We start from the raw sequence: 18,473 nt of genomic DNA on the forward strand, positions 1-18,473 counted from the left end.
ACCGGCACCACTCTCGTCACGGGCGCCACCGGCACCACCGGCAGCCGTGTCACCGCACAACTGCTCGCCGCCGGGCACCGCGTCAGAGCCGCCTCACGTCGCGCCACCCCCGTCCCGGACACGGAGGCGATCCGCTTCGACTGGTACGACCCCGCCACCTTCCGCGACGCCCTCGCCGGTACCGACCGGGTGTACCTCGTCCCCCCGGTCGGCGACCCCGCCCCGGCGGCCGTCATGCTTCCCTTCCTCCAGCAGGCCCGCGCCGCCGGAGTGCGCCGCGCGGTGCTGCTCAGCTCCTCGGCCGTCCCCGCCGGAGGGCCGGCCGTCGGAGCCGTGCACCAGGCGCTCCCCGGCCTCTTCGAGGAGTGGGCGGTGCTCCGGCCCTCGTGGTTCATGCAGAACTTCACCGGCGACCACGCCCACGCGACCACCCTCCGCGAGCGGGGCACCGTCCTGACGGCGACCGGCAGCGGCCGCGTCGGCTTCGTCGACGCCGACGACATCGCGGCCGTCGCCGTGCACGCCCTGACCGGCGACACGGCCCCGAACACCGACCTAGTCCTGACCGGCCCCGAGGCCCTGAGCTACGACGACGTCGCCGCGCTCTACGCAGAGGTCACCGGCCGACTCGCGACCCACCGGCCACTGATGTACGAAGAGATGTGCGACCACCTGACGCGCATCGCCGGCGTCCCGCCCGAGTTCGCCGCGCTGCTGGCCGCCCTGGACCGGGCCATCGCCGACGGGTCGGAGGACCGCGTCACCGACACCGTCCAGCGGCTCACCGGCCGCCCACCGCACGACCTGCGCACGGTCCTCCGCCGGGAGAGCCGCTTCCGCCGGCCGGGACACAGCTGAGAATGGTGCGATGACTCGCCTCACCCGTCCCGCACTCCCGGGCTGCGTCGCAGCCGTCGCCGTCGCCGTCTTACTGTCCGGCTGCACCTCGGACGACGCCCCCGAACGTTCCTCCTCCGTGCCCCGCCCTCTCACCACCTCGACCACGGCGCCCGGCGCCGCGGAGCGGCTCGCGGAGCGCTACCGTCAGGCCGGCGGCGTGGAGGACGTGTACGGCATCGAGCAGAGCCCCGGCCCCGACGGCGTTCCCCAGTTGGTGGTGTGGAGACACGGCCGGGACGACGACGCCGAGTCCTTCGACCCGCTCAAGCAGTCGGTCGTCGACTTCCTCCGACGCGAGGACGGAGACTCGCTCGACCAGGGGTACCTGCTGGACGTCTTCGGCTCGGACGGCAAGCTGCTGAACCGGCTCGACGCCCGCCCCTAGGACATGGACATGGCTGAGGGGTGCCCCCGATCACTGGGGCACCCCTCAGCCATGTCTGTCTACCTGCCGACCGGCCGGCCGACGATCAGGTAGTCGTCGTCCGCCTCCGCCGCGACCCCGGCCGCCGCTCGCTCGGCCGCGTCACCGGGTCCCCGGCCTCCACCGCGGCGGCGCGCCGGCGCGCACCGAAGTCCGCGAGCGCCTCCGCCAGCTTGTGCACCGACGGCTCCGGAGCCATCACGTCGACCCGCAGCCCGTGCTCCTCGGCGGTCTTCGCCGTGGCCGGGCCGATGCACGCGATCACCGTCACGTTGTGCGGCTTGCCCGCGATGCCGACCAGGTTGCGCACGGTGCTCGACGAGGTGAAGAGCACCGCGTCGAACCCGCCGCCCTTGATCGCCTCACGCGTCTCGGCCGGTGGCGGCGACGCCCGCACGGTGCGGTACGCCGTGACGTCGTCGACCTCCCAGCCCAGCTCGATCAGCCCGGCGACCAGCGTCTCCGTGGCGATGTCGGCGCGCGGCAGGAACACCCGGTCGATCGGGTCGAAGACCGGGTCGTACGGCGGCCAGTCCTCCAGCAGACCCGCGGCCGACTGCTCGCCGCTCGGCACCAGGTCCGGCTTCACGCCGAAGGCCACCAGCGCCTTCGCCGTCTGCTCGCCCACCGCCGCGACCTTGATCCCGGCGAAGGCCCGCGCGTCGAGCCCGTACTCCTCGAACTTCTCCCGTACGGCCTTGACCGCGTTGACCGAGGTGAAGGCGATCCACTCGTACCGCCCCGTCACCAGGCCCTTGACCGCGCGCTCCATCTGCTGGGGCGTACGCGGCGGCTCGACGGCGATCGTCGGGACCTCGTGCGGCACGGCGCCGTAGGAGCGCAGCTGGTCGGAGAGCGACGCCGCCTGCTCCTTCGTGCGCGGGACGAGCACCTTCCAGCCGAACAGCGGCTTGGACTCGAACCACGAGAGCTGATCGCGCTGCGCGGCGGAGGACCGCTCGCCGACCACGGCTATCACCGGGCGCCCGCCGTCCGGCGAGGGCAGCACCTTCGCCTGCTTCAGCGTCTGCGCGATGGAGCCGAGGGTGGCGCTCCAGGTGCGCTGCCGGGTCGTCGTACCGGCGATCGTGACCGTCATGGGGGTGTCCGGCTTGCGGCCGGCCGACACCAGCTCGCCCGCCGCCGCGGCGACCGAGTCCAGCGTCGCCGAGACCACGACGGTGCCGTCCGAGGCGCCCACCTCCGTCCAGCAGCGGTCGGAGGCCGTACGGGCGTCCACGAACCGTACGTCCGCGCCCTGCGCGTCCCGCAGCGGCACACCCGCGTACGCGGGCACGCCCACCGCGGAGGCCACCCCGGGAACCACCTCGAACGGCACGCCCGCGGCGGCGCACGCGAGCATCTCCCCGGCCGCGTAGGTGTCCAGCCCGGGGTCCCCGGTCACCGCACGGACGACCCGCCTGCCGCCCCGCGCAGCCTCCATGACAAGATTGGCCGCATCCCTGGAAGCGGGGGCTGCAGCGGTTTTTGACGAGCCGTCGACTACCGCCAGCTGAGGCGTGCCCGTGCCGGGGAAAACGTCCGAGGACGTCCCGGCGCCGGCTTCAAGGACGGCAACGCCTGCCCTGGCGTGCGCGCGGACCACGTCGAGCACCTCGTGCTCGCCGACCAGGACGTCCGCGCTGGACAGCGCCTCGACGGCGCGCAGTGTGAGCAGTCCCGGATCCCCGGGTCCGGCACCGAGGAAGGTGACGTGACCGTGGTCCGGACCGGCGGGAAGGGTGGTGGGGCTCAATGTGCTCGCTCCCCCATCAGACCGGCCGCGCCCTTGGCGAGCATCTCGGACGCGAGTTCGCGGCCGAGCGCCATCGCCTGGTCGTGCGTCTCGGGCACGGGACCGGTGGTGGACAACTGCACCAGCGTCGAGCCGTCGGTGGTACCGACGACGCCGCGCAGGCGCATTTCCTTGACAACCTGCCCGTCGGCCAGCAAGTCGGCGAGCGCCCCCACGGGAGCACTGCAGCCGGCCTCCAGGGCCGCGAGAAGGGATCGCTCGGCGGTCACGGCGACCCGCGTGAACGGGTCGTCGAGCTCGGCGAGCACGGCGACGAGAGCCGCGTCGTGCGCGGCACACTCGATCGCGAGGGCCCCCTGGCCGGGGGCGGGCAGAACCATGTCGACCGACAGGAAGTCGGTCACCTCGTCGGTCCGGCCGATCCGGTTCAGCCCGGCGGCGGCGAGCACGACGGCGTCCAGCTCACCCTTGCGGACGTACCCGACGCGGGTGTCGATGTTCCCGCGGATCGGCACCGTCTCGATGGTGCGGCCCTGGCTGCGCGCGTACGCGTTGAGCTGGGCCATGCGGCGCGGCGAACCGGTGCCCACGCGCGCGCCGTCGGGCAGCTCCGCGAAGCGCAGCCCGTCGCGGGCGACGAGGACGTCACGCGGGTCCTCGCGCACCGGCACCGCGGCCAGCGCCAGGTCCGGGTGGGAAGCGGTGGGCAGGTCCTTCAGGGAGTGCACGGCGAAGTCGACCTCACCGCGCAGCAGCGCGTCACGCAGCGCCGCGACGAAGACGCCGGTACCGCCGATCTGCGCGAGGTGCTCGCGGGAGGTGTCGCCGTACGTGGTGATCTCCACCAGCTCGACGGGCCGCCCCGTCACCTGCCGCACCGCGTCCGCCACGTGCCCGGACTGTGCCATGGCGAGCTTGCTCCGCCTGGTCCCGAGCCTCAAAGCCTGCTGGTCACTCATGCCCGCCCTCGGTTCTGGCGTCTCGGTCGTGTCTGGTCTCGTTGCCGGCCCGGTCGGCCCGTGAGACGGCGGCGACCGTCTCCTGGTCCAGGTCGAACAGGGTCCGCAGCGCGTCGGCGTACCCGGCGCCACCGGGCTCGGCCGCGAGTTGCTTGACCCGTACGGTCGGTGCGTGCAGCAGTTTGTCGACCACGCGCCGCACGGTCTGCGTGATCTCGCCGCGGTGCTTGTCGTCGAGGTCCGGCAGCCGGCCCTCGAGCCGCGCGATCTCGCTCGCGACGACCTCGGCGGCCATGCTGCGCAGCGCCACGACGGTGGGCGTGATGTGCGCGGCCCGCAGCGCGGCGCCGAAGGCGGCGACCTCGGCGGAGACGATCGTCCGCACCTGGTCGACGTCGGCGGCCATCGGCGCGTCGGCGGAGGCCTCGGCCAGCGACTCGATGTCGACCAGCCGCACGCCGGTCAGCCGGTGCAGGGCCGCGTCGATGTCCCGGGGCATCGCCAGGTCCAGCAGCGCGAGCACGGGCTCGGGCCGGGGCACCTCGGGAACGGGCTCGGGGCGGCGCCGCTCGGGCACCCGGCCCGTGACGGAGGCGGTCGCGGCGAGCGCGGTGATCAGCTCGGCGTCGGGCGCCGGACGGGCTTCCCGCCGGTCCACCGTTCCGTTGTCGACCCAGGTCGCGTGCTGCTCCAGCGTGGCCGCGTCCATGCCGGCCACCGCGGCCTCCCCGAGCACGGAGAAACCGCCCTGCGCGGCCGGCAGGTCGAGCGGGCAGCCCTCCTCGGTACCGAGGGAGGTGGGCGGCAGCGGGGTCTCCTCGCGCGCGGCCCGTACGGCGGCGGGCGGCTCCCCGGCCGCCGGTCCGACGGCGACCGGTGCGCCGACGCGCCCCTCGACCGCCGCCGCGACCGTCTCGGCCGTCAGGACCAGGCCCGTCGCGCCCGTGCAGGAGACCGCCACGTCGGCACGTGTCAGCTCGTCCGGCACCGCGTCCATGCGGACCGCGCGGGCGACGACGTCCGATCCGTCCGCTTCGTTCAGGATCTGCGCGAGGCGCTCGGCGCGGTCGTACGTCCGGTTGGCGACGACGATCTCGGCGACACCCGCGCGGGCGAGCGTCGCGGCGGCCAGCGAGGACATGGAGCCCGCGCCGATGACGAGGGCGCGCTTGCCCCGGGCCCACGCCTCGACGTCGCCGCCGTCCGCGAGCTGCTCCAGACCGAAGGTGACCAGGGACTGGCCCGCGCGGTCGATGCCGGTCTCGGAGTGGGCGCGCTTGCCCACCCTCAGGCCCTGCTGGAACAGGTCGTTCAGCAGCCGCCCGGCCGTGTGCATGTCCTGCGCACGGGCGAGCGAGTCCTTGATCTGGCCGAGGATCTGGCCCTCGCCGACCACCATCGAGTCCAGCCCGCAGGCCACCGAGAAGAGGTGGTGGACCGCGCGGTCCTCGTAGTGCACGTACAGGTAGGGGGTGAGCTCGTCCAGGCCGACGCCGCTGTGCTGGGCGAGGAGCGTGGACAGCTCGGCGACACCGGCGTGGAACTTGTCCACGTCGGCGTAGAGCTCGATGCGGTTGCAGGTGGCGAGGAGGGCGGCCTCGGTGGCCGGCTCGGCGGCGACCGTGTCCTGGAGCAGCTTGACCTGGGTGTCCTGGGACAGCGCGGCCCGCTCCAGCAGGCTGACCGGAGCGCTGCGGTGGCTCAGCCCGACGACGAGGAGACTCATGCCGGCATCACGGCGGGTACGTCCCCGTCGGGTCCCTTCCCGGACTCCTTGGCGGCACGCAGCACGGCACCGGGCTCGCCCGCGGCCTCCTCGCCGGCCTTGCGCTGCTCGTGGAAGGCGAGGATCTGCAGCTCGATGGAGAGGTCGACCTTGCGCACGTCGACGCCGTCGGGAACGGTCAGCACGGTCGGCGCGAAGTTCAGGATGGAGGTGACCCCGGCGGCCACGAGCCGGTCGCAGACCTGCTGGGCGGCGCCGGCGGGCGTGGCGATGACACCGATCGACACGCCGTTCTCGTCGATGATCGTTTCCAGGTCGTCCGTGTGCTGCACCGGCATGCCCGCGACGGGCTTCCCGGCCATCGCCGGATCGGCGTCGATCAGCGCGGCGACGCGGAAACCACGGGACGCGAACCCGCCGTAGTTGGCGAGCGCGGCACCGAGGTTTCCGATCCCGACGATCACAACCGGCCAGTCCTGGGTGAGCCCCAGTTCACGGGAGATCTGGTACACGAGATACTCGACGTCGTAACCGACACCCCGCGTCCCGTAGGAGCCCAGGTACGAGAAGTCCTTGCGCAGCTTCGCGGAGTTCACCCCGGCGGCGGCCGCGAGCTCCTCGGAGGAGACCGTGGGCACCGAGCGCTCCGAGAGCGCGGTCAGGGCGCGGAGGTACAGCGGAAGCCTGGCGACGGTGGCCTCGGGAATTCCTCGGCTGCGGGTCGCCGGTCGGTGAGTTCGGCCAGTTGCCACGGTGCTCCTGCGGGTAGAGCGGGGCTGCAGGCGGTCACACGTCCCCAGACCGCCCCGTCGACAGCAGGCTATGTCTTTGTGAACGCGTGCACAAAGATGGTGTCCGATTTGCCCGCCCAACGTGACCGGGCTCACGCACTCCCTGCGCGCTTGTGGGGAACCCACGCGCGAGCTGCGCCGTTCCTCAGATATCGAGGGCAAAACCGCACACTCTCCTCAATGATGCCCGCCCCCGAGTCCAATCCGCCATCGATCCTAAGCGACTTTACGGACCAGTTGGACTACCCGGTCAGAGCTTTGCGGAGACGCTGTTCATTCACGCGCCAGAACGTGTGCTGTGCGCCGTCCACCAGGACGACCGGAATCTGCTCCCAGTACGCCCGGTGCAGCTCCTCGTCCCGGGTGATGTCCTTGCCCTCCCAGGGGACGCCGAGCTCCCCGCACACCCTCTCGATCACGGCCTGGGCGTCCTCGCAGAGATGACACCCGGGCTTGCCGATCAGGGTGACGAGGTGCCGGGCCTCCTGTGACTCGCGCGACTCAGGCGTGCCCTGAGGTGCGGTTTTCTCCGTGGTGCGGCGATCGGCGCGCCGGAAGATGGGACTCATGTCGGCCATTCTCGCGCCGTGGGGCCCACCGGGCACCCCTCGCGCCCCGACTCACGCCCGAGCCCGCAACCTGCCCACTCCGCACTCCGGCGCACCGTGCGGCGCACAGCTTTAACGACACGGCCGCGGAGTGTTCACAGCGTCCGTACCTCTCCGCTCCGGAAGCACCGAACGGACTGGCTATGCTCACCGCATGGCCGCTCTCGGATGGCTCACCCCCCGTAGGCGTTCCGCCACGGCGCGGAGCGTATTGGCAGGCGAGGCCTCGGCGGAGGCAGCGCGCAAAACCTCGCAGGACCACGAACTCACCGGGGACCTCGAGCCGCAGTTCCCTGTCCACGGTGACGACAAGGCCGCCGCCTTCTTCGACCTCGACAACACCGTGATGCAGGGCGCAGCACTGTTCCACTTCGGCCGGGGCCTGTACAAGCGGAAGTTCTTCGAGACCCGTGACCTCGCCCGTTTCGCCTGGCAGCAGGCGTGGTTCCGGCTGGCCGGGGTCGAGGACCCGGAGCACATGCAGGACGCGCGCGACTCCGCCCTGTCGATCGTCAAGGGCCACCGGGTGGCCGAGCTGATGACCATCGGCGAGGAGGTCTACGACGAGTACATGGCCGAGCGCATCTGGCCCGGCACCCGCGCGCTGGCCCAGGCGCACCTGGACGCGGGCCAGAAGGTGTGGCTCGTCACGGCGGCCCCCGTGGAGGTCGCCACGGTGATCGCCCGCCGCCTGGGTCTGACGGGCGCCCTCGGCACGGTCTCGGAGTCGGTCGCCGGCGTCTACACGGGCAAGCTGGTCGGCGAGCCGCTGCACGGGCCGGCCAAGGCCGAGGCGGTCCGCGCGCTGGCGTCGGCGGAGGGCCTGGACCTCACGCGCTGCGCGGCGTACAGCGACTCCCACAACGACATCCCGATGCTCTCCCTGGTGGGCCACCCCTACGCGATCAACCCGGACGCCAAGCTCCGCAAGCACGCGCGCGAGTTCGACTGGCGGCTGCGCGACTACCGTACGGCCCGCAAGGCGGCCAAGGTCGGCCTGCCGGCGGCGGCCGGGGTCGGCGCGGTGGCGGGCGGCACGGCGGCGGCGATCGCCCTGCACCGCCGCCGCCGCTGACCGTCCACGGGCAGCCGTCCCGCGCGCCCTTCGCGCCGCCCCGTTGGACAGGCATTCGTCGCTCTTCGTTGCCGACGTGCACTCCTTCGGTCGCCCGCTCCCGCACCCGGGCACAACACGCCTTGAGCGAAGCGCATCTTGAACTCATCCGTTCAACAAGCGGGCAACAAACCGCACTTGAACGTGCGTCGATCGATAACAGAAGCGACGTAATCGGCGATTTGGGCAACTGGGTGTAGCAGGGCCTGCACGAAGCGTTATTCTCCTCAGACGCAAACCGGAACCCCACCGTCGCTACGACGAGTGAACGGTCCCGCGCTGCACGTGATGGAAGCTCTGCCTCTGGGAGTCCCGTGTACCCACACGTCGGGGTTGACGCCTCGGGCTTGGCCACGCTGCGCGCAACAGTCCTCGACATGTTGCGCGGCTTCGTCCCCACCGCGTACGCCGTCCCCGCACTCGCCACCTCCACCGCCCCCGCCCGCCCGTGCTATGCGCTCGCCGACGGCATCGAGCAGGGCTCCGCGCGCAGCGCCGTCACCGCGGGGCGGCGCTCCGGGGACGTCGCCAGACGCGGCCGCGCCGCCTCGGCCGGCACCGCCCGGCGCCCTGCCGCGGACAGCGACAGCGCCCGCATGATGGAGCTGGTGGAGCGCGCCCAGGCAGGCGAGGCGGACGCGTTCGGACGGCTGTACGACCAGTACAGCGACACCGTGTACCGCTACATCTATTACCGGGTGGGGGGCAAGGCCACCGCCGAGGACCTCACCAGTGAGACCTTTCTGCGCGCCCTGCGGCGCATCGGGACGTTCACCTGGCAGGGGCGCGACTTCGGCGCCTGGCTGGTCACCATCGCCCGCAATCTCGTGGCCGACCATTTCAAGTCGAGCCGCTTCCGGCTCGAGGTCACCACCGGCGAGATGCTCGACGCCAACGAGGTCGAGCGCTCCCCCGAGGACTCCGTCCTGGAGTCACTGTCGAACGCCGCACTGCTCGACGCCGTCCGGCGCCTCAACCCCCAGCAGCAGGAGTGCGTCACCCTCCGCTTCCTGCAGGGCCTCTCCGTCGCCGAGACCGCCCGCGTGATGGGCAAGAACGAGGGCGCCATCAAGACCCTCCAGTACCGCGCCGTGCGCACCCTGGCCCGGCTGCTCCCCGAAGACGCCCGCTGAGCCGGACACCGCCGCCTACGCTCAGCCATGCTCAAGTCACTCCTCGAGCAGGCGCGTTGGCTCCGGGGTTCCCTCACGCGTCGTCCGTAACCCAAGTGCCACGCCGCTCGTTGTGCGGGATGCAGGCTCCCTGTGGTCACACCTTGGCCGACATCGATCACTCGATCGTGTGCAAGTGGTCGGGGTTGTGCAACCCTCAGGAACCCCTGGGGAGTCGACCGTCACGACGAGAGGAGGTGCCGCCAGTGATCGCGAACGTATCGGCGCACCGGCGGGCGAACGCCTTCGCCCAGGCTCTGGAGGAGCTGTCCGACCGGGACACGGCGGCCGAGCAGCCCGACGTCCCGGCCCAGGCTGCTGCGGAGCGGACCGAGCAGGGCCGGCTGCTGGCCCTCACGACGGGTCTGGGCGAGCTGCCGAAGCCCGAGCTCGACCCCGAGGTCAAGGTCGTCCAGCGGGCCCGGCTCGTGGCCGCGATGGAGGCCATGCTGCAGGAGGGCACGGCCGCGGGGGGCGAGGCGGCGGCCCGCTCGGTGCCCCCGCAGAAGGGCGCTTCCCACCGGTCGCGGGACGCCCACCGCGGGAGTCCGCTGGGCAAGCTGCGGCCCCGCTCCCGGCTGAGCAAGGGGCTCGCCGCGGGCGGGCTCGGCGTCAGCGTGGCGGCGGGCGCCTTCGGCGGTGTCGCCGCCGCCAGCTCGGACGCCCTCCCCGGTGACTCGCTGTACGGCCTCAAGCGCGGCATCGAGGACTTCAGGCTCAGCATGGCCGACGAGGGCACGGACCGCGGCCGGCTCTACCTCGACCAGGCGTCCACCCGGCTCGCCGAGGCCCGCCGCCTCATGGAGCGCGACCGCGGCGGCTCCCTCGACCACGAGGCCATCGGCGAGGTCCGCCGCGCCCTGAACGGCATGCGGCACGACGCGTCGGAGGGCCACCGCCTGCTCCGCGAGGCCTACGAGCACGACCCGGGCTCCCTGGACCCCATCAAGACGCTCTCGGCCTTCTCCACCTCCCACCGCGGCACCTGGGGGGCCTTGCGCGACCGGCTCCCCGTGCAACTCGGGGACGTCAGCCAGCAGGTCTCCTCGGTGTTCGACGCCATAGACGACGAGGTGGCCCCGCTCCAGTCACTGCTGCCCGAGGCCCCGGCCCGCAGCCGCGACGACCGGGAGCGCCGCACGGGCCCCGGCTCCACCGGCTCCGCGGAGATCCACCGCCCGGCCCCCGCCGCCAGCGGCTCACCGGACAGCCGGCACAGCAGCGGCGCACCGGAGCCCTCCGCCTCCGACTCCGGCGTCAGTGACGACAGAGGCGACGACGGCCTGCTCGGCGGCAGCACGGGCGGCCTGCTGGACCCGCCCCAGGACGATACGGACAGCGCCCCGCCGTCCTCCGGATCCGGCAAGAGCAGTCCGGCCGCGGAGCCGGACGTCACCCTGCCGCCACTCCTCCCGGGCCTGCTGCCCGACCTCGGCATCAACGGCACGGACACCGAGTAGCTCCGCACCACGGCGGTGGGGGCGTCCCTGACCCAGGGACGCCCCCACCGCCGTACACGGAGACTCCGGACTTCAGAGGCCCGGGCGGCCCGGCACGCGTCAGAAGAACACCGACCGCCGCTGCACCAACAGCTTGGCCCCTCCCTTCTGCCGTCCTCGCACTGCTCCGCAGGCTTCGAACGGCTGCGCCGGACTCCGTCCGCCGACCGGTGGGCACCCTCACGGTGAAGGCCCGGACGGCCCGGCACGCGTCAGAAGAACACCGACCGCCGCTGCACCAACAGCTTGTACAGCGTGTGCTGGATCTGTTCCCTGACCTGGTCGGTCAGGTTGAACATCAGCATCGGGTCGTCGGCGGCCTCCGGGGGGTAGCCGTCCGTCGGGATGGGCTCGCCGAACTGGATGGTCCACTTCGTCGGCAGCGGCACCGCGCCCAGCGGCCCCAGCCAGGGGAACGTCGGCGTGATCGGGAAGTACGGGAAGCCCAGCAGCCGCGCCACCGTCTTGGCGTTGCCGATCATCGGGTAGATCTCCTCCGCGCCCACGATCGAGCACGGGACGATCGGCGTGCCCTGCCGCAGCGCGGTCGACACGAAGCCGCCACGGCCGAACCGCTGCAGCTTGTAGCGCTCGCTGAACGGCTTGCCGACACCCTTGAAACCCTCGGGCATCACCCCGACCAGCTCGCCCTGCGCCAGCAGCCGCTCGGCGTCCTCCGCGCAGGCGAGGGTGTGCCCCAGCTTGCGGGCCAGCTCGTTCACCACCGGCAGCATGAACACCAGATCGGCCGCGAGCAGCCGCAGGTGACGGCCCGCCGGGTGGTGGTCGTGCACGGCGACCTGCATCATCAGGCCGTCCAGCGGCAGCGTCCCGGAGTGGTTGGCGACGATCAGCGCCCCGCCCTCGGTGGGGACGTTCTCGATGCCCTTCACCTCGACCCGGAAGTACTTCTCGAACACCGGCCGCAGCAGGGACATCAGGACCTGGTCGGTGAGCTCGGCGTCGTACCCGAAGTCGTCGATCTCGTAGTCGCCCGTGAGGCGCTTGCGCAGGAAGGCCAGCCCGCCCGCGATACGGCGCTCCAGTCCGCTCTCCTGCGGCTGGTCGAGCCGCTTCGGCGGCTCCGGCTGCTCATGCGTCACGGGAACATCATCCTGCCCGAGCGATCGCTTGGGCAGGGCCTGGACCTCACGGACCACCGCGGGCTCGCCCTTGCGCCGGTTGCCCGCGGTCCGGCGGCGCGACGAGCGCTGTACGGCACCGGCCCGCGACCGGTCGTCGTCGAACGGAATGACCTTGGCATCCGCCATTGTTGATGCGCTCCTCAGTTGGCGCTCTGCGTCGGGGGGCGGCCTCCGCCCAGGGCGGGCAGCTCGGCGAACCGGTCGACGGCCCCGGCGACGGCCTCCGGCGGCAGCAGTCCGGGGCCGCGGCTGCGGACGAAGTCGGCGAACGTCTGTGCCGTCGTGTACTTCGGCTGGTAGCCGAGCGTCTCCCGCATCTGGTTCGTCGCCACGACCCGCCCGTGGGTCAGCAGCCTCAACTGCTCGGGCGAGAAGTCCGTCACGCCCAGCGTACGCACGGCCGAGCCCAGCCAGCTGACGGCCGGCATCAGCAGGGGCACCGTGGGCCGGCCGAGCCGCCGGGCGCACTGCGACAGCAGCAGCACGCCGTCGCCCGCGACGTTGAACGTCCCGCTGTTGAGGGAGCCGCGCTCGGGCTCGTGCGAGGCGATGCGCAGCACCTCGATGACGTCGTCCTCGTGCGCGAACTGCAGCCGCGGATCGTAGCCCAGCACGGTCGGCAGCACCGGCATCGAGAAGTACGAGGCGAGCGGCGAGTCCGCGCTCGGCCCGAGGATGTTCGCGAACCGCAGCACGCACACGGCCACGTCGGGCCGGCGGCGCGCGAAGCCGCGGACGTACCCCTCGACTTCGACGGTGTCCTTGGCGAAACCGCCACTGGGCAGGGATTTGGGCGGGGTGGTCTCGGTGAAGACGGCCGGATCGCGCGGCGCCGAACCGTAGACGTTGGTGCTGGACTTCACCACCAGCCGCTTGACGGCCGGGGACTTCTGACAGGCACCGAGCAGCTGCATGGTGCCGATGACGTTGGTCTCCTTGAGCGTGGCGCGGCTGCCGCTGCCCAGCGGAGTGCCCGTGACGTCCATGTGCACCACGGTGTCCACGTCGTGCTCGGCCAGCACCCGCCCTATCGTGGGCTGCCTTATGTCGGCCTGCACGAAGTCCGCGCCGCCCAGGTGGTGCTCGGGCTGCAGCACGTCCACGGCGATCACCCGTTCGACCTGGGGGTCGCGCTGGATCCGTCGTACGAACCGGCCCCCCAGCTGACGGGCCACCCCGGTCACGAGTACGACCTTGCCCAAGATCAGCGCCTCACTTCCGAAACGTCGATGGCGCACTGAGTGCCTCTGCCCGTACTCTGCCGCGTTCCCCGTGTGCGGCCACGTTAGCGGGTTGTCGTTGCGCTGTGATGACCGCTCGATGCCTGACGTGACGGCGGACCCGTGCGCCCGACCAGACCCGGCCACTTGTGCACCGGTCGCACGCCCGGTACGCGCCGCGCGCGTCGCCGCGGCGACGGAGGACGACTGTGGCCCCCCACCGGATCGGCGGGGGGCCACAGAGCGCGCTTCTCGCAGCGCTCGCGCGGAACGAGCAAGGCGACCCCGGAGGACACGGACCCGTACGGGAACGTGCCCCGGACGGGGCGTGCCCCACGAGGGAACCGGTCCCCGCAGGGAGCCGACGCCCTCGGGGCGTGCCTTACTTCTTGTTACGACGCTGAACGCGGGTGCGCTTGAGCAGCTTGCGGTGCTTCTTCTTGGCCATCCGCTTGCGCCGCTTCTTGATAACAGAGCCCACGACTACCCTCGCTCACTTCTCATCACTCGGTGCTGGGCGCCATGGGCCCATACGACCTACGAGGGGCTAGCCTACCCGCCCGAGCCCTGAGCTCGTAATCGAGGGGGCGGAGGAGATCACCGGCACCCCGCGGGGCCCTTCCGGAGCCCCCCGCCCCCTCGATGACCATCAGGCCGTCTCCACCCCCACGTAGCTCTCGCGGAGGTACTCGTGAACCGCTTGCTCCGGAACCCGGAATGACCTCCCCACCCGGATCGCCGGCAGATGACCGCTGTGCACCAGCCGGTACACGGTCATCTTCGACACCCGCATCACCGAGGCGACTTCCGCCACGGTCAGGAACTGAACCTCGTTCAGAGGCCTCTCGCCAGCTGCAGCCATGACACACCTGAACCTTCCGCACTCGACGGCCACCGGCTTCCCCTTCCGGTGACTCTTCGTCGTTGCGCGCTCACTCCCCAGACTAGGGGCGGGTGATGCGAGTGGGGAAGAGGGGATGGCATCGGCGGCTTACTGTGACAGACACGCCCGATTGAGTACGTAGCGGGTCAGCGGTCGGTAGTAATCAGATCGCACAGCGTCATCTAGCGGAACGACGACGGACACCCGCCCCTCTGCCCGTCCGACGAAGAGCGCGGGATCGTCCGTATCCGCCAGGCCGATGGCCTCGAACCCCAACTGACCTGCGCCGCAGACCCATCCGTGGTCCCCGATGACCAGTTCCGGCAGCGGTCCGCCCCGCCGCGCGACAGCGTCCAGGACCGTGCGTACCGGGAGTGGTGAATGCGTGTGCGCGCCCGTCTCACAACCCGTGCTCCGAGCGCCGGGTTCGCGTACCAGCGCGACTCCTCGTACGTAGTCGAGGTTGTACGTGCGTAGACCGAACCGGGTCGTTATGTCGACACGCTCACCCGTCGCCGGGGTGAGGACCTCACATCCCGCCGCCGACAAGGCGTCTGCCAGGGCGCCGTAGAAGCCGAGCAGCCGGTGCGGGTGCCCGGTGCCGAGGAGGACCGGCGCCCGGCGGCGGGCGGCGTCCGCGAGCCGTTCCGCGAAGGCGTGCAGTCCGCTCAGCGTGCGCTCCGGGTCGATCACATCCGGCCCGGAAGTGACATTGAGATCGTCCGAAACTCCACACTCCTCCGCCATCAAGTGCAGCAGATCGGTCAGGCACCAGTGCCGCCGGGGGTTGATGCCGATCAGTGCCCGCGGGTCCCGGGCCGCGAACAGCCGGTAGCTGCGCAGGCTCTGCTCCCGCGTCGTGGCGACGGTTCCCGCGAGCCGCGCGGCCAGCAGGTGGGCCCGCAGCGCTCCGGTGCTCCACACACGGCCGATGGTGACGCACACCCCGGCCGGCCGCCTCGGATCGGCGGAAACACCGCACGGTCGGCCCAGCACCCGGTGCCGACCACGGACCGGGGGCCGCCCGCCCGGTCCGCCTAGGCGAGCAGCCCCCGCAGCGGGAACACCGCCCGCCGCGCCGCCAGAACGGCTTGATCCAGCCGGTCCTCGGGATCGTACCCCTGCTCCCACTCCGCCCAGGACACCGGCCACAGGCCGTCGGTCATCCGGTGCGGCGCCGACTGCCGCGTACGGGCGTGGACCTCCTGCCGCCACCCCTCGGGGATCGTCGTCGCGGGCTCGACCGGCCGCCCCGCCGCGATGGCCACGAGGTGCGTCCACGACCGCGGCACGACCTCCACCACGGCGTATCCGCCCCCGCCCAGGGCGATCCACCGCCCGTCCGCGTGACGGTGCGCCAGGTCGTGGCAGGCCAGCTGTACGGCCCGCTGGGCGTCCAGCGACACCGCGAGGTGCGCCAGGGGGTCCTCGAAGTGCGTGTCGGCGCCGTGCTGCGTCACCAGGACCTGTGGCCGGAAGTCGGCGAGCACCTCGGGCACGACGGCGTGGAACGCCCGCAGCCAGCCCGCGTCACCGGTGCCCGCCGGCAGGGCCACGTTGACCGCCGAGCCCTCGGCGCTCCCCGCTCCCGTCTCCTCCGGCCAGCCGGTCTGCGGGAACAGCGTCCGCGGGTGCTCGTGCAGGGAGATGGTCAGCACCCTGGGGTCCTCCCAGAACGCCGCCTGCACCCCGTCCCCGTGGTGGACGTCGACGTCCACGTACGCGACCCGCTCGGCGCCCAGCTCCAGCAGCCGCGCGATGGCCAGCGCCGCGTCGTTGTACACGCAGAAGCCGGACGCGGCACCCGGCATGGCGTGGTGCAGCCCGCCCGCGAAGTTGACCGCGTGCAGCGCCTCCCCCCGCCACACCGCCTCCGCGGCCCCCACCGACTGGCCGGCGATCAGCGCGGACGCCTCGTGCATGCCGGCGAAGGCGGGATCGTCCACGGTGCCCAGCCCGTACGACACGTCGGCCACCCCGGGATCGGCGGAGGCCGCCTTCACCGCCGCCACGTAGTCCTCGCGGTGCACGAGCCGCAGGGTCGACTCCCCGGCGGGCCTGGCCGCCACGGTCCGCAGCTCCCGGTCGAGCCCGAAGGCGTCGACCAGGCTCCGGGTCAGGGAGAGTCGGACGGGATCCATCGGGTGCTGCGGGCCGAAGTCATAGCCCGTCACCGCCTCGTCCCACATCAGCTGTGCGCGGCCGCTCATGCCCGCCACCGTATCCGCCGTGCGGGGGCGCGAACGAGCGGGCGTACACCAGCGTCACCAGCACCATGACCATCGGTACGAGCATGGCCCCGCGATACGTCCACGCGTCTCCCAACGCCCCCACCAGCGGTGAACCGATCAGAAAACCCACGTAGTTGAAGACGTTCAGCCGCGCCACCGCCGCATCGGAGTGCCCCGGGAACAGCCGCCCCGCCGCCGCGAACGTCTGCGGCACCAGCACGCACAGCCCCAGACCCAGCAGCGTGAACCCCAGCATCCCCACCCAGGCCCCCGGCGCCCCGGCCACCACCGCGAACCCGAGCGACGCCACGAGCGCTCCTGCCCGCACCACCGTCACGGGCCCGAACCGCCGTACGCCGAGGTCCCCGACGGCCCGCCCCAGCAAGGTGGTCACCATGTACACGTTGTACGGGACGGTCGCCAGCTGCTCCGAGCTCCCCAGCACGTCCTGCAGGTACTTCGCGCTCCAGTTGGAGACCGTCGAGTCCCCGATGTACGCGAAGGTCATCACCAGACACAGCGGCAGCAGCACCTTGCGGGCCAAGGGCTCCGCCCCGGTCGCCGCTCCCTCCGCCTTCGCCGGAGCCGCCGGGGCCGCCCTCCCGTCGACGTACCACCGGCTGCCCACCAGCGCCGCCGGCAGCAGCACCAGGACGACCGGCAGGTACGACACCCACAGCGCCAGCTCCCCGTACGCCCCCGCCCAGGCCAGCGAGGCACCGACGATCCCGCCCAGGCTGTACGCCGCGTGGAACCCGAGCATGATGCTGCGCCCGTACGTCCGCTGCAGGCTCACCCCGAGCATGTTCATCGAGGCGTCCAGCACACCGACGGCCAGGCCGAACGCGGCGAGCGCCACCGCCAGGGCGGCCATCCGGTCGCCCACTCCTACAGCCAGCAGGGCCAGCAGCACCACGGGCTGGGACCAGCGCAGCAACCGGCTGGGGCGCACGCGCCGCACCAGCCGTTCGGTCACCACGCTGCCGACGCCGGCCAGCACCGGTACGGCGGCGAGGAAGGCGGGCAGCAGCGCGTCGGACACCCCGTACCGGTCCTGGACGGCCGGGATCCGCGTCACGAGCAGCGCGAACGCGACTCCTTGAGCGAAGAAGCCGAACCCGAGCGAGGCTCTGCCACGCCGCAGGACATCCGTCATGGCCGGACAGCGTAGGGCCGTGGTTGAGCCGTGAACAGAGGAAAGTGAGGAACGCTCAGCCAAGCAGCTCGAGGAGGTCCCGCATATCCGCGAAATGCCCCTGCACGCCGGCCGGTGTCAGCCTGTCGGGAGAGGTCATGGCCGTGAAGCCGTACACGTCCATGCCCGCCGCCGCGGCCGCCTGCACCCCCAGCGGGCTGTCTTCGACGACGACACACCGCTCCGCGGGGACGCCCATCCTGGCGGCCGCGTACAGGAAGAGGTCCGGTGCCGGCTTGCCCCGGCCGACGTCCTCGGAGCTGAAGACGCGCCCGTCGTCGAACCACCGGTCCAGCCCGGTCTTCCGGTGCCCCACCCTGATGCGCTCATGACTCCCCGAGGAAGCCACGCAGTACGGCACTCCGTCCGCGGCCAGCTTCCCCAGCACGTCGACGACGCCGTCCACCGGCTGCAACTCCCGCTCGAACCCGGCGAACACCCGCCGGTGGAAGACCTCGTCGAAGTCCTCCGGCAAGCGCTGTCCGGTGCGCTCGAGCACTAGGTCGTGGACGCGGTGCAGGGCGGACCCCATGTAGTCGCGGACGGAGTCCTCGTACGAGGTGGGGTGGCCCAGTTCGGTGAGGTAGGCGGCCAGGAGCCGGTTGGAGAGGGGCTCACTGTCGACGAGGACACCGTCGTTGTCGAAGATGACGAGGTCATAGCGCATGGGTCGACCCTAAACGCAGAAAACCCCCGCACCGAAGGTGCGGGGGTTTTCTCAATGATTGTTCGGCGGCGTCCTACTCTCCCACAGGGTCCCCCCTGCAGTACCATCGGCGCTGTGAGGCTTAGCTTCCGGGTTCGAAATGTAACCGGGCGTTTCCCTCACGCTATGACCACCGAAACACTA

General features: G+C 71.9%; 18 protein-coding genes and 1 rRNA gene. 5 read left to right on the forward strand and 14 right to left on the reverse strand.

From position 1 onward, the window contains the following. The coding region (locus tag UW392_RS44720; RefSeq protein ID WP_320781072.1) for an NAD(P)H-binding protein at positions 1-858 on the forward strand (858 nt) is incomplete at its 5' end. Between the two features lie 10 nt (positions 859-868). Next, positions 869-1,285: a hypothetical protein gene (locus UW392_RS44725; protein WP_320781073.1), complete on the forward strand. Its 417-nt coding sequence runs from the start codon at positions 869-871 to the stop codon at positions 1,283-1,285. 85 nt (positions 1,286-1,370) lie between these two features. On the opposite strand, the gene UW392_RS44730 is transcribed toward UW392_RS44725, so the two are convergent. From UW392_RS44730 to UW392_RS44750, 5 genes are all read right to left on the reverse strand, one after another. Further along, a complete protein-coding gene (locus UW392_RS44730; RefSeq protein ID WP_320781074.1) occupies positions 1,371-3,080 on the reverse strand; it encodes a uroporphyrinogen-III synthase in 1,710 nt (569 codons plus the stop codon). After that, complete coding sequence (gene hemC / locus UW392_RS44735; RefSeq protein ID WP_320781075.1) at positions 3,077-4,039, reverse strand: hydroxymethylbilane synthase; 963 nt, start codon at positions 4,037-4,039, stop codon at positions 3,077-3,079. Before hemC ends, UW392_RS44730 begins: the two co-directional genes overlap by 4 nt. Continuing rightward, entirely contained in the window at positions 4,032-5,765 is a 1,734-nt protein-coding gene (locus UW392_RS44740) for a glutamyl-tRNA reductase (RefSeq protein WP_320781076.1), read from the reverse strand. Before UW392_RS44740 ends, hemC begins: the two co-directional genes overlap by 8 nt. Continuing rightward, the gene (locus tag UW392_RS44745) at positions 5,762-6,517 is read right to left on the reverse strand and encodes a redox-sensing transcriptional repressor Rex (protein WP_320781077.1); all 756 of its coding nucleotides are present in this window, start codon (positions 6,515-6,517) and stop codon (positions 5,762-5,764) included. Before UW392_RS44745 ends, UW392_RS44740 begins: the two co-directional genes overlap by 4 nt. A gap of 281 nt (positions 6,518-6,798) precedes the next feature. Continuing rightward, positions 6,799-7,134, reverse strand: a complete 336-nt coding sequence (locus UW392_RS44750; protein WP_320781078.1) for a glutaredoxin family protein — start codon at positions 7,132-7,134, stop codon at positions 6,799-6,801. A 184-nt stretch (positions 7,135-7,318) separates the two neighbouring features. Here UW392_RS44750 and UW392_RS44755 point away from each other — a divergent pair, with 184 nt between their 5' ends. The 3 genes from UW392_RS44755 (at position 7,319) to UW392_RS44765 (ending at position 10,910) form a co-directional block, all read left to right on the forward strand. After that, positions 7,319-8,239, forward strand: a complete 921-nt coding sequence (locus UW392_RS44755; RefSeq protein WP_320781079.1) for an HAD-IB family hydrolase — start codon at positions 7,319-7,321, stop codon at positions 8,237-8,239. Between the two features lie 353 nt (positions 8,240-8,592). After that, the gene (locus tag UW392_RS44760) at positions 8,593-9,411 is read left to right on the forward strand and encodes an ECF subfamily RNA polymerase sigma factor, BldN family (protein WP_320781080.1); all 819 of its coding nucleotides are present in this window, start codon (positions 8,593-8,595) and stop codon (positions 9,409-9,411) included. A 245-nt stretch (positions 9,412-9,656) separates the two neighbouring features. Beyond that, the gene (locus tag UW392_RS44765) at positions 9,657-10,910 is read left to right on the forward strand and encodes a DUF5667 domain-containing protein (RefSeq protein WP_320781081.1); all 1,254 of its coding nucleotides are present in this window, start codon (positions 9,657-9,659) and stop codon (positions 10,908-10,910) included. Positions 10,911-11,161: 251 nt separating this feature from the next. Here the strand turns inward: UW392_RS44765 and UW392_RS44770 are convergent, their stop codons facing one another. From UW392_RS44770 to rrf, 9 genes are all read right to left on the reverse strand, one after another. Then, a complete protein-coding gene (locus UW392_RS44770; RefSeq protein ID WP_320781082.1) occupies positions 11,162-12,220 on the reverse strand; it encodes a lysophospholipid acyltransferase family protein in 1,059 nt (352 codons plus the stop codon). A 14-nt stretch (positions 12,221-12,234) separates the two neighbouring features. Continuing rightward, the gene (locus UW392_RS44775; RefSeq protein ID WP_320781083.1) at positions 12,235-13,296 is read right to left on the reverse strand and encodes an NAD-dependent epimerase/dehydratase family protein; all 1,062 of its coding nucleotides are present in this window, start codon (positions 13,294-13,296) and stop codon (positions 12,235-12,237) included. A 400-nt stretch (positions 13,297-13,696) separates the two neighbouring features. Then, on the reverse strand, positions 13,697-13,795 hold the full coding sequence (locus UW392_RS44780; protein ID WP_003948845.1) for a 30S ribosomal protein bS22: 99 nt from the start codon (positions 13,793-13,795) through the stop codon (positions 13,697-13,699). A 168-nt stretch (positions 13,796-13,963) separates the two neighbouring features. After that, entirely contained in the window at positions 13,964-14,176 is a 213-nt protein-coding gene (locus UW392_RS44785; RefSeq protein WP_004984898.1) for a helix-turn-helix domain-containing protein, read from the reverse strand. A gap of 129 nt (positions 14,177-14,305) precedes the next feature. Next, the gene (locus tag UW392_RS44790; protein ID WP_320781087.1) at positions 14,306-15,121 is read right to left on the reverse strand and encodes a phosphatase; all 816 of its coding nucleotides are present in this window, start codon (positions 15,119-15,121) and stop codon (positions 14,306-14,308) included. Positions 15,122-15,234: 113 nt separating this feature from the next. Next, complete coding sequence (locus UW392_RS44795) at positions 15,235-16,407, reverse strand: acetoin utilization protein AcuC (protein WP_320781084.1); 1,173 nt, start codon at positions 16,405-16,407, stop codon at positions 15,235-15,237. Further along, entirely contained in the window at positions 16,358-17,584 is a 1,227-nt protein-coding gene (locus UW392_RS44800) for an MFS transporter (protein ID WP_320781085.1), read from the reverse strand. Before UW392_RS44800 ends, UW392_RS44795 begins: the two co-directional genes overlap by 50 nt. 55 nt (positions 17,585-17,639) lie before the next feature. After that, positions 17,640-18,290 (reverse strand): HAD family hydrolase, encoded by a 651-nt coding sequence (locus UW392_RS44805; protein WP_320781086.1) that lies wholly within the window; start codon positions 18,288-18,290, stop codon positions 17,640-17,642. A 60-nt stretch (positions 18,291-18,350) separates the two neighbouring features. Continuing rightward, a 5S ribosomal RNA gene (gene rrf, locus UW392_RS44810) occupies positions 18,351-18,467 on the reverse strand. Positions 18,468-18,473: the final 6 nt, after the last annotated feature.

This window comes from Streptomyces sp. CRN 30 (assembly GCF_034105845.1).

Excerpts from the sequence above, each read along its gene's own strand:
- UW392_RS44725 (WP_320781073.1), top strand. The coding sequence starts at position 869 with ATGACTCGCCTCACCCGTCCCGCACTCCCGGGCTGCGTCGCAGCCGTC.
- hemC (WP_320781075.1), bottom strand. The coding sequence starts at position 4,039 with ATGAGTGACCAGCAGGCTTTGAGGCTCGGGACCAGGCGGAGCAAGCTC.
- UW392_RS44740 (WP_320781076.1), bottom strand. The coding sequence starts at position 5,765 with ATGAGTCTCCTCGTCGTCGGGCTGAGCCACCGCAGCGCTCCGGTCAGC.
- UW392_RS44750 (WP_320781078.1), bottom strand. The coding sequence starts at position 7,134 with ATGGCCGACATGAGTCCCATCTTCCGGCGCGCCGATCGCCGCACCACG.
- UW392_RS44755 (WP_320781079.1), top strand. The coding sequence starts at position 7,319 with ATGGCCGCTCTCGGATGGCTCACCCCCCGTAGGCGTTCCGCCACGGCG.
- UW392_RS44770 (WP_320781082.1), bottom strand. The coding sequence starts at position 12,220 with ATGGCGGATGCCAAGGTCATTCCGTTCGACGACGACCGGTCGCGGGCC.
- UW392_RS44785 (WP_004984898.1), bottom strand. The coding sequence starts at position 14,176 with ATGGCTGCAGCTGGCGAGAGGCCTCTGAACGAGGTTCAGTTCCTGACC.
- UW392_RS44795 (WP_320781084.1), bottom strand. The coding sequence starts at position 16,407 with ATGAGCGGCCGCGCACAGCTGATGTGGGACGAGGCGGTGACGGGCTAT.
- UW392_RS44800 (WP_320781085.1), bottom strand. The coding sequence starts at position 17,584 with ATGACGGATGTCCTGCGGCGTGGCAGAGCCTCGCTCGGGTTCGGCTTC.
- UW392_RS44805 (WP_320781086.1), bottom strand. The coding sequence starts at position 18,290 with ATGCGCTATGACCTCGTCATCTTCGACAACGACGGTGTCCTCGTCGAC.